This window comes from Comamonas antarctica (assembly GCF_013363755.1).
In the GTDB taxonomy this organism is placed as follows: domain Bacteria; phylum Pseudomonadota; class Gammaproteobacteria; order Burkholderiales; family Burkholderiaceae_C; genus Comamonas; species Comamonas antarctica.
This window is the reverse complement of record NZ_CP054840.1, coordinates 3,967,103-3,983,818: the sequence shown is the minus strand read 5'-3', so window position 1 is coordinate 3,983,818 and position 16,716 is coordinate 3,967,103. Positions and strand designations below refer to the sequence as shown.

At 55.9% G+C, this 16,716-nt stretch carries 16 protein-coding genes and 2 pseudogenes; 4 read left to right on the top strand and 14 right to left on the bottom strand.

Annotated elements, in window-relative coordinates; genetic code table 11:
- Positions 1 to 41 precede the first annotated feature (41 nt).
- The gene (locus HUK68_RS18570; protein ID WP_175505534.1) at positions 42 to 1,337 is read right to left on the bottom strand and encodes a DUF6602 domain-containing protein; all 1,296 of its coding nucleotides are present in this window, start codon (positions 1,335 to 1,337) and stop codon (positions 42 to 44) included.
- 439 nt (positions 1,338 to 1,776) lie between these two features.
- On the opposite strand from HUK68_RS18570, the gene dgt reads away from it, so the two are divergent.
- Positions 1,777 to 3,192, top strand: a complete 1,416-nt coding sequence (gene dgt / locus HUK68_RS18565) for a dGTP triphosphohydrolase (protein ID WP_175505533.1) — start codon at positions 1,777 to 1,779, stop codon at positions 3,190 to 3,192.
- A gap of 241 nt (positions 3,193 to 3,433) precedes the next feature.
- On the opposite strand, the gene HUK68_RS18560 is transcribed toward dgt, so the two are convergent.
- Positions 3,434 to 3,592, bottom strand: a complete 159-nt coding sequence (locus HUK68_RS18560; protein ID WP_175505532.1) for a hypothetical protein — start codon at positions 3,590 to 3,592, stop codon at positions 3,434 to 3,436.
- Here HUK68_RS18560 and HUK68_RS18555 point away from each other — a divergent pair.
- Together HUK68_RS18555 and HUK68_RS18550 are read left to right on the top strand one after the other, a co-directional pair.
- Entirely contained in the window at positions 3,591 to 4,271 is a 681-nt protein-coding gene (locus HUK68_RS18555; protein WP_175505531.1) for a DNA adenine methylase, read from the top strand. The two genes, HUK68_RS18560 and HUK68_RS18555, sit on opposite strands and share 2 nt — an antisense overlap.
- Positions 4,271 to 5,104, top strand: a complete 834-nt coding sequence (locus HUK68_RS18550) for an 8-oxoguanine DNA glycosylase (RefSeq protein WP_175505530.1) — start codon at positions 4,271 to 4,273, stop codon at positions 5,102 to 5,104. Before HUK68_RS18555 ends, HUK68_RS18550 begins: the two co-directional genes overlap by 1 nt.
- On the opposite strand, the gene HUK68_RS18545 is transcribed toward HUK68_RS18550, so the two are convergent.
- From HUK68_RS18545 to HUK68_RS23445, 8 genes and pseudogenes are all read right to left on the bottom strand, one after another.
- Complete coding sequence (locus HUK68_RS18545) at positions 5,039 to 5,545, bottom strand: nitroreductase family protein (protein ID WP_175505529.1); 507 nt, start codon at positions 5,543 to 5,545, stop codon at positions 5,039 to 5,041. The genes HUK68_RS18550 and HUK68_RS18545 overlap by 66 nt on opposite strands.
- Positions 5,546 to 5,708: 163 nt before the next feature.
- Positions 5,709 to 6,305 (bottom strand): 7-cyano-7-deazaguanine synthase, encoded by a 597-nt coding sequence (locus HUK68_RS18540; protein WP_175505528.1) that lies wholly within the window; start codon positions 6,303 to 6,305, stop codon positions 5,709 to 5,711.
- Positions 6,302 to 7,525 carry a PfkB family carbohydrate kinase gene (locus HUK68_RS18535; protein WP_175505527.1) on the bottom strand — a complete coding sequence of 408 codons (1,224 nt, stop codon included), beginning with the start codon at positions 7,523 to 7,525 and terminating at the stop codon, positions 6,302 to 6,304. The genes HUK68_RS18540 and HUK68_RS18535 overlap by 4 nt, the downstream gene beginning before the upstream one ends.
- On the bottom strand, positions 7,525 to 7,854 hold the full coding sequence (locus tag HUK68_RS18530; RefSeq protein ID WP_175505526.1) for a hypothetical protein: 330 nt from the start codon (positions 7,852 to 7,854) through the stop codon (positions 7,525 to 7,527). The genes HUK68_RS18535 and HUK68_RS18530 overlap by 1 nt, the downstream gene beginning before the upstream one ends.
- 88 nt (positions 7,855 to 7,942) lie before the next feature.
- A complete protein-coding gene (locus HUK68_RS18525; protein WP_175505525.1) occupies positions 7,943 to 9,094 on the bottom strand; it encodes a hypothetical protein in 1,152 nt (383 codons plus the stop codon).
- 1,199 nt (positions 9,095 to 10,293) lie between these two features.
- Positions 10,294 to 10,620: pseudogene (locus HUK68_RS18520) on the bottom strand (transposase domain-containing protein); the annotation flags it as partial.
- A gap of 18 nt (positions 10,621 to 10,638) precedes the next feature.
- Complete coding sequence (gene tnpB, locus HUK68_RS18515; RefSeq protein ID WP_279614230.1) at positions 10,639 to 10,977, bottom strand: IS66 family insertion sequence element accessory protein TnpB; 339 nt, start codon at positions 10,975 to 10,977, stop codon at positions 10,639 to 10,641.
- A gap of 47 nt (positions 10,978 to 11,024) precedes the next feature.
- A pseudogene (locus HUK68_RS23445) lies at positions 11,025 to 11,201 on the bottom strand (transposase); the annotation flags it as partial.
- Positions 11,202 to 11,337: 136 nt separating this feature from the next.
- On the opposite strand from HUK68_RS23445, the gene HUK68_RS18505 reads away from it, so the two are divergent.
- Positions 11,338 to 12,414: a restriction endonuclease gene (locus tag HUK68_RS18505; RefSeq protein WP_175505523.1), complete on the top strand. Its 1,077-nt coding sequence runs from the start codon at positions 11,338 to 11,340 to the stop codon at positions 12,412 to 12,414.
- Positions 12,415 to 12,453: 39 nt separating this feature from the next.
- On the opposite strand, the gene HUK68_RS18500 is transcribed toward HUK68_RS18505, so the two are convergent.
- From HUK68_RS18500 to HUK68_RS18485, 4 genes are all read right to left on the bottom strand, one after another.
- A complete protein-coding gene (locus tag HUK68_RS18500) occupies positions 12,454 to 13,044 on the bottom strand; it encodes an AAA family ATPase (protein WP_244146369.1) in 591 nt (196 codons plus the stop codon).
- An 8-nt stretch (positions 13,045 to 13,052) separates the two neighbouring features.
- Entirely contained in the window at positions 13,053 to 13,811 is a 759-nt protein-coding gene (gene thyX / locus HUK68_RS18495; RefSeq protein ID WP_175505521.1) for an FAD-dependent thymidylate synthase, read from the bottom strand.
- A complete protein-coding gene (locus HUK68_RS18490) occupies positions 13,808 to 14,659 on the bottom strand; it encodes a dCTP deaminase domain-containing protein (protein ID WP_175505520.1) in 852 nt (283 codons plus the stop codon). The genes thyX and HUK68_RS18490 overlap by 4 nt, the downstream gene beginning before the upstream one ends.
- 799 nt (positions 14,660 to 15,458) lie before the next feature.
- On the bottom strand, positions 15,459 to 16,415 hold the full coding sequence (locus HUK68_RS18485; RefSeq protein WP_175505519.1) for a GSU2403 family nucleotidyltransferase fold protein: 957 nt from the start codon (positions 16,413 to 16,415) through the stop codon (positions 15,459 to 15,461).
- Positions 16,416 to 16,716 lie beyond the last annotated feature (301 nt).

Genomic DNA, 16,716 nt, shown 5'->3' with positions numbered 1-16,716 from the left:
ATGCGGTGGCTACCGCCGTGTGGCGGGTGACCGCCGCAGATCTAGTTGCCCATGACTGGGGTCATTACAAACCCCTGCTTTTCGCACCAGGCATTCAATCGACCGGTGTCCAGGGCCGAGTAGCCGGTGCCGTCTTCACATACAACGATGGCGAGGCTGCTTCCGATTGGGCGTAGCTCGGTGTCAGACCTGCAGTAGGCGTGAGTGTTGACGAGCTCCGCGACCACGTCGTCAAGAATTACGCCATGTTTCTTGTGAATAATCTTGGAGAGCGACGGGTCCAGCTTTAGGGGGCCGGTTTGCGCCGCAAGGTACTTGGTCACGTCGATGGCTGCCGCAGAGAGCCTTCTCGGCTCCCAATCCGTACGCGCAGGGCGCACCAGGGCCTTCTCTGAGAGCTCATGCGTAGTAAGCTTGAAGACACCCTGTCCGTTTACGGATTCGCCTCGCGCGACTATTAGCTCCCTAAGATTCTCATGATCCAGATCCGAACCAAACGGCATCGGGACGCCACAGATAACCTCAATTTTGGTCCAAAGAAATTCCAGGAGTATGCGCGCGACATTGTCCCGGCCTGATGCCAGAAGGACCCAACCCCCATTTGGAGCGCGACACAGGTACGGTTGCCCAGTGCACTTCACCAGACTGAAGGTGCCGGCGGTGATGAGCGCCGGTAAGACTTCTGGCAAATTTTTTGCCAATGCACTTATGTTGGACTGGGTGAAGTTGAGCATTGCCGAGCGAAGGCCATGCTCTGTGGTGTAACCGTCAAATCCCAGAAGCACAGCTACCGGAGCGTAGGTTTGACGGAGAAGGGTGGAAAAATTGATCCGATCCGGCTCTGGGAGGTTGAGAGCGGCCCATTTACTGAGAGGTCCGGTGCGGCCAGTGAGCTTCTCGTACGACGCTCGTGCCGACCTTAAGTCGAAGTCCCCATCAGCATGGAGTCTGGCGCGGAGATCTGTATCGCAATGGCGCAGGATGTTTGCCAGATGCGTGATGCCTTCGGCTAAAGCTGTGCTGTTTAGGGTCTTCTTTACTTCGAGCACGCACAGAACCTGACGTGCCGGATAGATGTACTGATCAGTTAGGCCGTAGCGCTGTCCCTCTCCCTGAACGAGCATGCAATCTATCTGTTTGGAGAGACCATCAATGAACCCAGAGACGACGCGCAGATCCAAGCCGGGGGGCAGAACAAATTGTTGGTCGATGCCTTCCCTTGTGATCGCTTCGTACGCGCTGCCGAGCGTCGGCATATGCTGCATCGAGATGGCCTCGACCTTTTCTTTCTCCTTGGCGATAAAGGCGGTTAGAAGATCTGATGCGTTCTTGATCATGGTGTGAAATTTGTCTGCGTTCAATGGTTAGTGTTGCCGTTCAAACTGCCTGGCTTCAGATACAGGGTGTCGGATTGGTGCGCGCATTCCACTGGCAGCTACTTCTTCCGTCTGCTGGGAAGTGGCAGTTCGACATTTTGCAAGTACAAGTGCAACTAAACGTGACATTGAAAAGTACAATCTCGCGCTGATGCTACCGAGGTAGCATCTAAGTTCAATGTCCATAGGATCAGGAGCCTGTTATGCCGTTTGACCAAGTCATCTTTGCTGAAGTACGAGCCGCTGTTAAGCGCGACATGTACAACGGTCAAGTCACAGTCAACGTGGAGCTGCAGCGTACTTTCCAAGACGCTCGTGGTCAGCTGCCGCAGCCCGAGACAAAGAACCGACGAACTAGCGCAACAGTCCAAGCCCGCGCGCGTGCGCCCGCAACGGCTTGATGTCCCAACAAGCCATCCGAAGGGTGGCTTTTTTGTTTCTGCCTTACATGTATACAGAGAAAGATACCGCACGACTTCGGCCAGAAGAGGAAAAAGAAATGTTGGGGAGAACGCCGTATCGGCGTGACTACGGACGTTTGCTGCACTCCCCATCGTTCCGCCGGTTGCAAGGAAAAACACAACTGTTTCCTGGTTCGGAGTCTGATTTTTTCCGAAACCGTCTGACTCATTCTCTGGAAGTTGCTCAGATTGCCAAAGGTATTGCGCAGTACCTGAATGCTAATGACGTAGTCATTCGGCAGCACGGTGCAATTGACGTGGATCTGGTGGAGTTTGCCGGCTTGGCTCATGACCTGGGGCATCCCCCTTTCGGGCACAACGGAGAACGTGCGCTCGATGCATGCATGAAGCCGTTTGGCGGTTTCGAGGGAAATGCACAAACCCTTCGGATCCTGACCAAGGTGGAGCGCAAGGTCTACAAAGAAAACCTCAATCCGGCCTTTGTCCTTGGGATAGACGAAGATGGATCGGACGGAAGGCTAGGGCTCAATTTGACGTATCGCTCGCTCGCGTCGATCTTGAAGTACGACAGCAAGATCCCACCAGAGCGTGCAGTTGAAGACAAGTTGTGCAAGGGATACTACGACTCAGAGGCGGACATCGTTGCCAACATCAAGAAGCATGTCGCGCTTGGCTTTGAAGGAGAGTTCAAGACCCTTGAATGCCAGATCATGGACATCGCGGATGACATCGCATATTCGACTTATGACCTAGAAGATGCGATGAAGGCAGGATTCACCACTCCGTTGGACATGATCAGTCGAGCTCACCAGAGTCTTTTCCTGCGCAAGCTCCACGAGAAGATCAAGCACGTCATCAACGATGTAACCGAGCAGGAAATTTTGAGGGCTTTGATGGAGGCTGTGGGCTACTCCCCACCTGTGTCCGAGGGCGCGCAGGATCGTGATATCGACACTTATCAGCTTTCTTGCCGAGTGGCTGAAAACTCCCATGTTCGTACGCAGATGTCTTCGCGTTTGGTGCATGAGTTCATGATGGGCATCAGCGTGAAGGCTGATGCAAACATGGCGATGGCGAAAATCGAAGTGAGGAGGGACATTCGTCTGAAGATTGAGGCTCTTAAGCACCTTACGTATCTGTCGATGATCATGTCGCCGCGTTTGAAGGTCGTTGAGCATCGCGGCGAGGAGATCGTCACGAAGCTCTTTGATACGCTGGCTAAAAACCACAACCTTCTGCCACAAGACGTCAAGACCGTGGTTGAACTTCTCAAGACGGAAAAAGAGCAGAAGCGCGTAATTTGCGACTTCGTAGCAGGGATGACAGACCGCTATGCGGTTGAGTTCTACAACCGGCTGTTTGGCAGTGCTGCATCGTTATTCGTTCCAATATAAGGTCACTGGTAGCTCCTAAGGCATAGAGCCCTGGCGTCTGTCTGTCGACTAAAGAGGGGGATCGTGTTTGTGGCACGGTTCCTTTGCGTTTTCCGGCCGGCTGACCACCTGCGCTGGTGACAGCGTTTGTTGGTGGTGGCCAGCAGCGTTCGGTTGCACGTTCGTAACCGCGCGGCGATCCCATGTTGATTGAGAGTCTTTGAGCATCGTGTGCACGGTTGTTTCGTGGACGCGATAGTGCTCAAAGATCTGTTCCGCACAAAGATGGGATTACCGTACGGATACGCACGTTCGATTTGGCGATGTAACCCAATGACGCGGGCATCTGAGCAACAACTGGGGTGGCCGCGCGTTGAAAGCATTTGACTTCATCGTCAGATTTGACGATGATTTGGCGCATGAAGTATCCAGGTGGCAAAGGCCGCACATTCCAGCACGTGCTCAATCTCATGCCTCCGCACAACGTTTATATCGAGACGCACCTGGGCGGCGGTGCGGTGCTACGCAACAAAAGGCCGGCGCAACGCAGCATTGCCATCGAACTGGATGAGCACGTGATTGCTGCTTGGAAGGACTCGCCGCAAATGCCGGCCGAGCTGGTGCAGGGCAAGGCCGAGGACTTTCTGCGCAGCTATGCGTTCACTGGGGAAGAGCTCGTGTACTGCGATCCTCCCTACCACCCCGCTACGCGTCGGCAGTCGCGGGTGTACCGCCATGACTACACCCAGGATGACCACGTTCAGCTGCTCAAGGTGCTCAAAAATCTGTCCTGCAAAGTGCTCATTTCCGGCTATGCGCATCCTATGTACGATGAGATGCTTGAGGGCTGGAACTGCAAGAAATTTGAGGCTGCGACCCACCGCGGCATTCGCGAGGAATGCCTATGGTTCAACTACGAGCCGCCCACTGAACTGCATGATGCAAGGTATCTGGGGGACAACTTCCGGGAGCGCCAGACCACCAAGCGGCGGCTGCAACGTTTGCAGTCCAAGGTGATCTCCATGAATGCGGTGGAGCGCGCCGCATTCATGCAGTGGCTGCGCGAAGAGTATTCGTTTAACACAGGCGAGGTGGCGTGATGCAAACAGCCGCGATATTGGGCCCCGTCGGGGTCATGCAATTGGAGCTACCGCCCGCAAGCGAATTGCTGCTGCCAGGCGTGCCTTGGGGACGCGTGGAGGGCTTCCCTACCCCTGCCTATTGGGCGTACCAGGTGATGTCCAAGCGTGTGTTGGGCGGCCCACCAGAGTACAAGCTCGGGCATACGCTGGCCGAGGAGGTGGCGGCTTGCTTGCTGGGAGGGCATGGCATTCCGGCTGCTGTGGGCATTGCCGCGTTTGAGCGTATGCGCGAGCGAGATGTGCTGGCCGACACGCCTACCGAAGGGGAGCTGTTGACATTGCTCGAAGAGCCGCTAACCGTCCATGGGCGTGCGGTGCGGTATCGTTTTGCTAAGCAAAAAGCTCGCTATGTCAGCGAAGCGCTCCAGCGGTTGGCAAAGGGCGACGCACCTTTACAGTCAGGCAGAGCCCTGCGCGATTGGTTGCTGGAGCTTAACGGGATTGGGCCTAAGACCGCCTCTTGGGTGGCGCGCAACTGGCTGCGCGCCGACGATGTCGCTATCCTGGATATTCACATCCTGCGAGTGGGCGTGGCGATTGGCCTTTTCCCCAAGAACCTGACCGTCGAGCGCCATTACTTTGCTCTGGAAGAGCTGTTCCTCGCGCTCAGTAAACGTATGGGTGTGCGTGCCTCCGAGCTGGATGCTGTGATCTGGTTCGAGATGGCCCGATCGCCGCTGTCCATACAGGTGATGTTGGGCAACAAACTGCCAGCGACGAGCGGGTCAACCAAGGTGCGTGCGCCCAAGCAGCGCCATGCCAACCCCGCACAAACGTCCCTGCTCATCTAAGTCTCGACCAAGCATAGGTTGCCCAGTGATTCCCAGTGGGCAAAATGAGAGAGCCAGCGCTTCGGCGCAGATGCTGAAGTAGCCCAAGAGCACGCCGGCGTCTCGCCAGATCAGGCTGCCTGGGCTCTTGTACTTTGCCGCGGCCTTGTCCGGTTCTGCCACCAGGGCGATCAGGGAAGCGTTGGTGGCAGGCACGAGTTCATCGGCTGCATTGCGGGCAACGTTGGCTACGGCGGATGTACCGGGCAGCGACACTAACTGATGAGCTTGCGCGTCGTAGTACATCCAGTCTTCGTCGATCTCGCGCTGGACCAGGGTGTGTACGCTGTGGATGGCCCCAGCCGAGGGGTGCGGACGGAACTCTAGATCAAAGCCTAGATCGCTGGCTTGTAGTTCGCGCGTTCGGCAACACAGCTCGAGCATGGCCGCCAGGTCGTCCAATGTGGCAGGTGCTGCGAAGTCTCTGCGCGAACGCCGGGCTGCAAGCACGGCGGCCAGATGGGGGGCCCTGGCAGTCCCCGTGGCTGGCAGCGCAATGCGCTGGCCGAACCATTGGATGGGTGTGTAAGCCGTCAGTTGCTGCTTGGGCTGTGGATTGCCTAGATCAAGCCATGCTGGCACTGACCTCGTCATAGGTCTCCCGATACTTGTTGCACCCCCGGCAGTTCCAGCACGGCGTGTTGGCCTTATGGCAGCTGTGCGCCCAGGCGAGCATGTCAGCAGGCAATGCCGATTGCTGGATGAGTTCTGCTGTCGACAGGTCAATGGCCGGGGCCTCGACCCGCAGTCCACCTTCTTGCATGCTCAGCAACTGATCCATCAGGTGGACGAATTCAGGTGTACCGTCGATGTGGCTGCCATCGGAGCGCACCGTGCCTATAAGCAATTTTTTGACCCCAAGCCCAATGCACTTCATCGCGACGAAGGTGAGCAGCATCTGGTTGCGGTACGGCCACCAGTCGCTGGCCGGCGCTGCGGCATCCGGTGCTGCATTCGCCATATCGCCAGAACCCAGGGAGCTGCAGTCGATGCGCACGATGTGGTGCTCAATGCCCAGTTGAGTGCACACAGCAGCAGATGCCCTTTTCTCAGCCTCTGCGGCCTTCTGGCCGTAGTCAAGGGTGATCGCGACGTCTGGTCGCTTCCACCATGCAATCGCCAGGGAGTCCATGCCGCCAGACAGTAGCAGTGCAGTTTTCATGATTCCACGGCCCTCCAGCGGGTGGCGTAAATTGCGGTGGTGAAGTTCGCGTAGATCTCGCATCCGGTGCCTTGCATCATCTTGAGGCTTTCGGTGCCGACCTGGACCTCGCTGTAGATCACGACGGGCTTGTCGAGGCTGCGAGCATAGCCGAGCTCGAAGATTGTCCCGGGGTCTAATCCATCGACGGCTGCAAACACCAGGTCGCAGTCTTTGATGGCCTGGATGTCCAGAGGGACCACATCTTCTGCAGTTCCCAGACCGATGTCGTGAAAGGGGGAGATCACCTGCAAGCCAGTGCTTTGCAGCAGCGTGCGCGCCTGTTCGATCAACCAAATCTGGCCGAGGTGAAAAAATGGTCCTGCCAGATACACCTTCTTAGGTACGACGGGTAGTTGGCGATTTTTGGGTGAGATCGGCGGGTAATGCGCTGTCTCCAGGGTCTCAGGTGTGGCGAACCCCTTGGTATCGACGTAGTAGGCCGTTGCGCGAGAGGCGAAGTCGGCGGCAACCGTGGGAGCGAGTTTTTGCTCCATCCATGCCTGTGCAAAGTAGGCCACAAAGCAGTCGCCAGAGCCGATCTTCCACACATTCTGGGTGCGGTAGGCGGGGACCTGGGTAGCGCGTTGATTTGCCCACACCAGGGCGCCTTGCGCGCCCTGTTTGATAATCACGACTTCGGCATGTTGCTCTTGCGCGATCTTGCAAGCACAAGTCTGAGCATCGCCTTCTGGAAGCCCTGCCATCTGCTGGGCTTCCCAGCTATTGAGCACGAGGGCTAGGTGCTTTGCGTGGGAGCCATTGGCGCCAAACGCCACAGGTGCTTCCTGGTTCTGGGGGTCATATACGGCCCACTGTGCCTGCACGATCGCATTGCCTTCCAGCATGCCGAAGCGCACCACGTTGTCTTGCTGGATCTGCAGTGGCGCTGCCCTCGATGGGGCAGGCGGAACATGGGCGATGTGAGGGTTCGCTAAATCGTGCAGGTAGGAGAACGCGACCGCCCGTTCGATGCTGTTGGTTTGGATATCCAGCTTGTATGCCGCCGCAACCATCTCGAGATAGCGCTGGGACTTAGGACTGGTGTAGGTGTGAAAAATCACCTCGGTGCCATAGGTTGCAATGGCAGCCGCCGCGCGCCCACCAGAACCAAACGTGTGACTCCATGCAGGCCGCGTGCATCGCTCTTCGTAAAAGCCCCCGACAACATGAATGGCCATCAGACGGGCTCCACGAACACGTCTACTTGACCATTGTTGATCGATCGTACCGTCGCTTTGTAGCTCGTTTGAGCGAGCAGACATTCACGCAAACGCTGCGCCTTGTTGTGCAGCAAACCACCAACGATCTGCCCCTCGGAGGTCACAACCTGGATTTCCTGAGCCGTGGATCCTGCAGCGATTTGAATGTTCAACTGCTTTCCTACAGACAACATTACGAGTACTACCGCATTCGGAGACGTAATGCGCGTTTCAAACTTCAACAAATGGCAGGCGATTTGATCATCGTCCACTATGCTGCCACCACCACCACCACTAGAGCCAGACATATTTATCTCCTTTGTAATGTTCTGATACTAGCTTGTTTCGAGTGGTTTGTGTTGACGAAAATTCTACGATCCGATGTGCGGATAACATTTATCCAACATCGTGTATACCATCTATTTTTGAATATTTCAAATTAATTATTCCCAACTTGCTCAGCGCATTGAAGGCCGTTGCTTGGCCTTCTAGCGTGTCCCCGTCGCGCTTGGTTCTCTGGTAATAGGCCTGATAGGAAGTTATGCTTTTGATGTGAGGCAAAACATTTTTCATTATTCCGCATTGCCAGCTGATAGCTTCGAAAATGGCGTCTAACCATCTCGAGAGATCACCGTTATCCTTTGGGATTGCCACCAAGCCGCAGTAACTGTCTTCTACGAATTCTGTCGCTCCGTTGTCTTTTTTTCCCTCGCGCACGGCGCGCTGCACTTCAAAAAAATAGCCTGTGAAACGCGGTGTTTGGATGCGAAAGACAAAAACTGACCTGGCGGAAGAGAGTCCGGATCGATGGAGCCATGCACGTGTCTTGCGAATCTCTTGCAGCCGTCTGGGTGACTTGAGATTAGGTAGCCTAAAGCCGGTTTCTGGAGGGTCGGGTGGACTCCGGAATGTATAGCTTGGCGTGCACCAGGCTACTGAGCGAATAAGCCCTAGGTTGGCTTCTTGCAAGTAAACCAAACCGGCCCAAAGTGCATGAACTGCGCCTTCTGAAGGGGAGCTCACCTCCGATTTCACCTGTAAGCTAGCCACGCCCTTTCCCGTGCCGCCAGCCTCGCCTGGAGCGCTGCAACTGCTGGGGGCGGACGGTGTTCGAATTGTTCTGCCATTGCGATCCCGTCTGACGGTTTCCGTGGTCACTGGCGCAGGCGTGTTCAGAATTTCTATGCCTGGATCGTTGACCACATGGATGTCGGTATCCTGGTCCGCTCCCAACTCCTGAGTAGCTGCAATGGTTTGGCCTTCGGCAATCTCATGAACCTCGCGGCGCGGCCTTGGAAAGCGAGAAAGCTCACCTTCGGTGTCTGTTTCCTTGTGTACACGCAGCGCATGAACAGGATAGTCTTCGGGTAGCGAATAACCCACGATACGCAGAGCTAAGAAGTCGCCATTGTTCAGGGGTACCCCCTGAACTTTGAGTTTTGCTGGCCCGTAGTACCAAGGGCCGAACGCCAAAAAGGCCACATTATTTTTCGAGGCTAGGAGCTCTTGATCAAGCTGTGCAGAAAAATCCTTGAGCTTCTTGGACATCTCTGCGTCGTAGCGAAGTTGAGCCAGAAAGTGCGCGTCTGCGTCCGTTGTGTACGGAGGAATCCAGATCGGCCTCGCGCCAGGCACGCTGTCGATAGACTCTCGAAGCATCAACCGCTCGTCTTGTTCCTCTGCTCCATAGGTCAACAAGATCCGGTTCACTTCACTTGAGCGCGCATAACAGCGTGTGAAAAACTCCATGCACGGGACGAGCAATGCTTTTCCCTCGGCATGCAAACGCAGCAGTCGACTTTGATCATTGTGTGCGTAAGGTAGGGGATAGCGATCTGGAGGAATCAGGCCTCGCTGCTTCTGCTCCCAGACGATGTCTTCCCACTGGCTTCGCGTATACGAGCCGGTATAGCAGAACTCGGCGAACTCTAGCTCATGCGTAGAAATCCCGTTGCGCCAGATTGATCCAATTCGCAGCTGGCCTAGGAATGTGGCCGCCATTCTTTGGGGCACCCATTTCCCAAATTGCTCGTCTCGATATAGAGGGCGGAACCACACGTAGACGGTGGGAACATCGCCTGCACTTCGTGGTCGGGCGTTTGCGCCGTACCAAAGCACTACATAGTCCGTGTCTCTTGGTAGAGGTAGGGAGTTTGAGAGATCTATTGTCTTGCGGGATGGAATGCGAGAAATGGGAAACACGAGTGTGAACGTTGGCAGGCTGATGGGTATCTTGGTCCTGTATTTCCAATGATGGAGTCGCAGACCGCTATGCGCTTTTTTTCGCATGATAAGACACGTTGCTATAAGGCGTCTTGGTCTCTTCGCGGGTGTGGAAAGTCACTGATTCCGGAGCCTTGCTAACCGTTAGAATCGATTTTTATTAGAAAAATCAATCACTTAGGCAATCTAATTTCTTCACTTTTAGCGTGTGGAATAGTGCATGACGCACATCAAGCCAACGTGCGCGCAAGACCTGAAGATTGATAGGCTTGTCTGCGTCAGGCTGGTTGCGACCAGCCAAGTCTGTCAGTCGGATGGCAGCCACGACCGAAAGCAGTCATGCGAAATTCAGCGGCGGCAATGACCGCTGCTGACTTCAAATTGGGCGGTCAAGACTGAGGTGAACGGGCCACAGCATGGGCTCCGATGGTGTCCTTCATGGCTTAAGGCTGCATGCCCGGATCCGATACTCGGTAACCGCGCGGCGATCCCATGTTGATCGTCGCCGGCCACCCTGTTACTGATCAGGAGTTCGCGGCCTGCCAGCGATGCGGCAGCAGTTTTTCGATCCGGCTGGCCCGGTGCGTAGGGAAGCGCGTGAGCACATCCTTCAGGTAGGCATAGGGGTCATGCCTGTTCATGCGCGCCGACTGCACCAGGCTCATCACCGCAGCCGCACGTTGGCCCGTGCGCAGGCTGCCGGCGAATAGCCAGTTGTTGCGGCCAATGGCGAGTCTGGTTTTTGATCCAGTTGTTATCCATGGGCAATTGCCCGTCAGCCGCGAAGCGTGTCAGCGCAGTCCAGCGCCGCAGCTGTAATCCAGCGCCTTGGCGGTGTCATGCGCAGATCCACGGATTGCGCATCAGCGTCAGACCACGGTGATGTTGCCGGCGTTTCCCATGCGTTGCCAGGGCAGGCCCAGCACTCGGTTGTCAGGCTGTGCAGGCTCCAGCGGCCACTGTTTATTACCAGGTGCGGGCCAGACGAGCTTGCCCTGATGCAGGCGCCGAGGCGCCAGCCAGATGCCGATGCCGTCGTGCACTAGCACCTTGATGCGATTGGCGCGCTTGTTGGCGAACAGATAGGCATGGTGGGGATGGGCGGCGCCGCACACGGCGACCACGTGGGCCAGGGCTGTGTTGGTGCCGGCACGCATGTCCAGCGGGGCACAGCAGCCGCATCGCCGCCGTGCGCAGCGATGCCGCACACATCTGCGGGCGCCGTATCGCAGGCGATCTGGTGCCGGCCCAGACGATGCTCCTTGACCCAGCGATGGAGCAGATTGGCATTCATGCCATGTTCACGCGCTGTGGCGGCAATTGATGCGCCGGTCTGCAGGTACGCAGCGATCAGCTCAGCGTTGAACTGTGGCGCGTAGGTGCGGCGCGTTCGCGGCGCCGAATAGCGAGGGGACTGAGAGTCTTTGAGCATCGTGTGCACGGTTGTTTCGTGGACGCGATATTGCTCAAAGATCTGTTCAGCATAAAGATGGGATTACTGGACGGGTCCGATACTCGGACCACCTACGCCGATGGAAAATCGGACCTAAATACTTGAAGGAGAAGGAATGTCGGTACCCTGGCGCGTGTATCAGGAGAAGGTGGCAGATCTGTTTCGCGCCCTTGGGTTTGCGGTACATATCGAAGGCGATGTCGTGGGCGCAAGAGCTGTACACGCAGTCGACGTGGTCGCGACGCGAACGATGTTCGGCGTTGCAATCTTATGGATTGTTGAGTGCAAGCTCTGGAATACGGCAATCCCGAAGGAGAAAGTGCTTGCATTAGCACAGATTGCTACCGACGTAGGCGCCGACCGTGCCTTTCTTCTGTCGGAGTCTGGCTTCCAGGCAGGCGCACTTCGGGCCGCGCAGAAGTCGAACATCACACTCACCAGCTTTGACGAGCTAGTCGAACACGCGCGTCCGGACATGGAGGAGCAGCAACTAGCGCAACTCGGGCGCTCACTGCACTTACTTCAGCGACGGATCTACGATGAGTTCGACGTCTCGGACTATTCAGGCGAGTCAGAAAGAGTGGGGCGTCAGGAGTCGCCGCTGGACCTTCTGTCCATCGTTTTTGAACTGAAGACAATCGCGTTGCCACACGCGCAAGCTGGCGAATTTCCACTCATTGTCGGCACAATCGGCAGTCGCTATGAGAGCGGTGCGTCATTTATTGAAGGAGCAGAACAAAGCTTTACGCGGATCTCTGCGTGCCTCGACGAACTTCATAGCACACGCCAGAGTGCTCTTTTATTGGTCCAACCAAAGATTTGTGAGTTCACTGCGTCGGTTAAGTCCTTTCTTGACGCGACTGAGGCAGCTCTTGACGCTGGCGCAGACGTCGAAAGACTGGATGCATCCCTTGCACAGGCTCTCACTCATATGAAGCGCATAGGCAAAACGGCGGACGACCTAAGGACATCTCTCGGTCGCGGCGAACCCAGGCGTGCGCTAGCCGCGGTCATGCGGCTACTGATTGATGGCCCCTATCTCTTCCTTGCGGATCCGCAAAAGAGCCGGGAGCAATGGATTGAGATGAGGCCCAAGGTTGAAGTGACGCTGGCGCGCCTGTCGGCACTGAAGTCTCTGTACACAACCGGTCTTGCCCCCGTAGTTCCGTACACCGTCCAGTCGCTATGTTAGGCCATGTCCGGAGATTCAGGGGGCTATCTCAAAAATTTCCTAGGTCAGCGCAGCGAGCACCATGCCCAATCGCTGCGCCACTGATCCGTTCGGCACATCGACGATTTGCATGCCGAGAGCTTGATAGACCTCGCCGATCAGCATCCACAATTTCTGACGCTGCGCATCAGTCTCAACACGAATGCCGTCAAAAGAGTTTTGTATGGACAACGGAGATAGCAGGAACACTCGCTCAAACCGCAGCGCGGCCGCGGCATCGACAAAATGCATGGACCAGGGAAGTCCCGCTAGCTTCATGAACGCAAGCGACTCGGCAATGCCATAGTCAAAGAACACGCGCTGCCCCGGATCAGCGCAAGCGATCATCGCATTTTCGCGTTCAAGCACCTCTTGTTGGAAGCGCATGTAGCTAGAGCCTGTGCGGTCGACATCTATACCGCGCGCGAGGCGCTCTTGCAGGATAGCTCGTCCTGGATCTTCCACAACAGGCAAACCTTGCGCGCTCAACAACCGGACCAAAGTGGTCTTGCCACTGCCGGGAGCTCCAGTTATTACGCACCAGCGAGTTGGGCAAGGCCGTGCCACTGCGACGGCATTTGCGAGTTGTGCTCGTTCATCTGGACTCAGCATTAAGGAACTCATACTTCGGCATCGGCGTGTTGTCGCACAAGTTCTCCATGAGCATCTTGCTCGATGTAGAAGTCGGCAAAAAGCGCAGGTGCTGCACCACCGAGTACGCGCAGAACCTCAACGCAGTAGCCCCGCATTTCCAGATCGCCGGCTATGCAGCCACGCACAGCGAGCACATGGCGCCAAGCCCGCGCATTACCAGTCACCACCAGCGAGGTTGCTGTTGCATTGGGCAGCACGCTACGCGCCACCGACCGCAACATGCGCTTTCGCTCTTTCTGATCCAGTGTGCTCCCCCCCAAATCATTCGCTTCAGTCAACAGCGCGCGGTAAGCCTCAAGCGCAGATGCGTTAGCCGCGCGCCACAGGCGCTGTGCGTCTAAATTCGTACCTAACCCGGCTGGCTCGACGAAGGCAGCACCCGACTCGTCGTGATACTGCTGAGAAAGCTGACTATAGGCAAAGCCCGCACGATGCCTTACAAGCTGGTGGCTCAGTGCGCGCGAAATCCCGTCAGCCAGCAGCGTGAAGTTCGCATGTTCGAGCACGCTATCGTGTCCTTGCGCCATGATATTTGCTAGGTAGTCGCCCGTTCGCTTACGGAACTGACGCTCGCCAAAAGACATGTAGCAGACGCGCCCTGCAGCTTCGACAAGCAACTCAGCGTCTGACGCACTTTCGTCGTACTGCCAACTCTCGAGGCGATTGTCAAGAAAGGCTTGCATGCCACCGGTGAGGCATGGGGCAGCTATCAGGTAAATTTTCATAACTTCTTCGGGGACGCGTTTTGCGCTTTCCTTAAAGCATCAATCTCGGCGCGCAACTCCTCGATATGCTTCGCCAGCGGTACAGGCGGGGTCAGCTCGCCAATCTGCCTCAGCTTGGAGTCAAGTTGCTCGAACCTCACAATGGCATTTAAGTCCTTGTTCGCAATTTCCATCCGCGCGATACGTTCTTCAAACTTATCCTTCAACGAAAGGTAGCCTGATCCAACAGTGAGCACAGCAGTTACGATAGCAACTATCACCGGCATCATTGCTTGTCGCAGCAAGTTGCGGCGATCTGCTGCGTCAATTGCCTTCTTGGCCGCGGCATCTACACGCTTGTTCACATCCAAAAAATCTGGGGAAAGCCTCGCCAGTAGTTCCTCAGTCAACGGACTGGCACTGCTAACCTTCTTCGCGGTAGAGCCGTCCAGCTTAAACACCATCGTGCGCAGCAGGCGGTCGCCCGTCTTTAACGGATAAGGCTCACTGCCCATATTTATCACGGTTAAGTGCAGGCTCCCGTGGTAGTTCGGGTCCACATGTCCCGGATTTGTCATCAGCAGGCCTTTAAGCGAAACACTGCTTGCAGGAAACACAACCGCCGAATGGCTGCCGTCTAAGCAAAAGGCCTCGTTCGTGCTGACCACCGCCGTAGCACCTTGCATCAGCGTCAACTGAGTCCGCGGCTTGGTCGCCGATCCCAGCGTGCCAGCCTCACTTCCCGGCATGAAGATTGCGCCAATGGTCAAATCGACTGTGCAGCCTTTCACATTCTCCGGCAGCACGTCGCGCACTAGTTCATTTTTGTCAGTGTGCGTTTTCAGCTCTGCATCGATCAACAGTTTCATGCATCCCTCTCACTCGCTCAGGAGTCTTATTTCGTCAGTGTAAGGGGCCTTTACAAAACTTATCGGTGAAAGTCGACTGCCCCTAGCCAGGTAGCCTGCAAGTTGTTGCACGCTTCGTTACCGGTTGAAGAGCGACGACTATGGGGTCGTCAACCGCATACCGCCAATCTGGGTCAGTTGCCTAGGCAGATGCGGCAATGACCGCTAAACCCACCCTTGCCACCTGGTGCGGAATGTGAGAACTGGCCGCTGTCCTTGTAGTTTGCCAGGCATTCTGGTGCTGCAGGGCGTAGAAAGAATCCATCACCTCCGCACTGGGCAATGATCTTCTGCCCCGCCAACTGACTTACTAACGCGACCATCTTCTTGACCTGCGAGGCAGCCTCCCCGCTTAATTCACTCGTCCAAGCCCCCGCCGCAAAGCTGCTCTGCGGGAGGTAGACCGGCAATGCGCCTGCGGATGTTGTGAGTATCAGCTGGGTTGGCGCATAGGTCTTGTTGTTGCTCCCATCCAGCGTGGCCTTGCGAGTACAGAGCAAAGACCACTTTGCGTCGCTCTTGGGGGCGTCGCTGGCGATCTCACCGCGGGCGAGCTCCTACGCATATTGCGCGTAATAGCGCGGATTGGGGCAGACAAGCGTCCTTGCTGAGGGATGGTGCAAACTATTTTTCGACAGCGATCGGAGAGGGCATGGACAGACCTCAGCCGCATAATTAAGGTTTTGAACGCTTCCGCTACCCCAGAGCGTTCGCCTTGTGACTGCTAGCTTAGGTCGAAAAATGCAATCTGATGATCTGCCTAAAACCGTTGCTCGAGAAGCGTGCCGGTATCGAGCAGCCTTTGTACTGCGTCCACAAGACATTGATCTTGTGCAGCATTGTTTGGGCAGACGGGCGCGTCAAGTTCCTCTCTTTTTAGTTTTACGAACCCAGAAGGCGAGATCGTTTGCATCATGGCCATGATCCCATTTATGCTGATTATTGGCGTTACGAATCGTGGCGTGCGCCATGTACGCATAGCGGAATATTGGCCGCCCAGCATGGCCCTACTTCGGTACAGGTTCACCTCAAAACCTCGCGCATTTCTGGCGGTTAATCGGCTTGCCTTCTTCCAAGTAAAAGTGGGGTCGAGACGTTGAAAAATGCGAGCTATCAACGGCTCATCCTTCTTGGGCAGATCGGTTAGCAGGCTGACCTGTGTGCCAATATTTCTTAGCCATTCAGGCGAGCGATCGGATGACGCCGAAGTAATGCGCACGCCTGCTGCCGCCTCGTATGCGTAGATTGCTTGAGGTCCGATAACAACAAAGTGTTCCATCATCCCCTCATCCTGGAGTCGGCGCAGAATGGAAATGAGGATGTTAGGCACGTGCCCGGCCCGCACGGCACGGTTGAGTCGCTGCGCGTCGTCAAGTGCTTCGCGCAAAGAAAGCAAGCGTGAGTTTTCTTCCTGCTTTAGAGCGACGAATGAGTTGTAGATCGCTTCCGTTTCCGAGGTGCGTGGTCCGAGTCTTCGCTGAAGATTGTCGACCGAAGTTCGGACAAGATACTCGTATGGTCCTTGCTTTTTCCAGTACATGCCGCCTTTGAGGTGCTGAGCTTTCTGCTGCGCGCGCAGGTACTCCTCGTAGATCGTGGTTGAGTTGATGATCTGGAGGGCTGCACTGTCAGGGATGGGCTGATGGCAGAGTGCTGTCATGAGATTGGCCGTATGAATTGGGAAATAGATTTTTATACGGCCAAACTGAATCGACAAGGCTTTTCCAAGATAGACAGAAGCTTCAAAGATCGGTGCCTCTCGAGCTGTCCTACACTGGAGACAGTTTGCAGTGCGACAAGAAGCTGCAACTCAGCTTTAGAGCCGGTAACACAACCCTTGCTGCGTCGTTGCGTCGCCTTGTCGTGCTACTCGCACTGCCTGCGGCTGCGCGCCTAGCAACAACCGCAAATCTTCGATTTGCTGGGTCGTGTTAGCGGCTCTTAATGAACGGCCCGGTGCGGTTCAGACTGCCAAAGGATCTACAGCCGCAGCAAGTCAAGTCGATCGCAAAATTAGC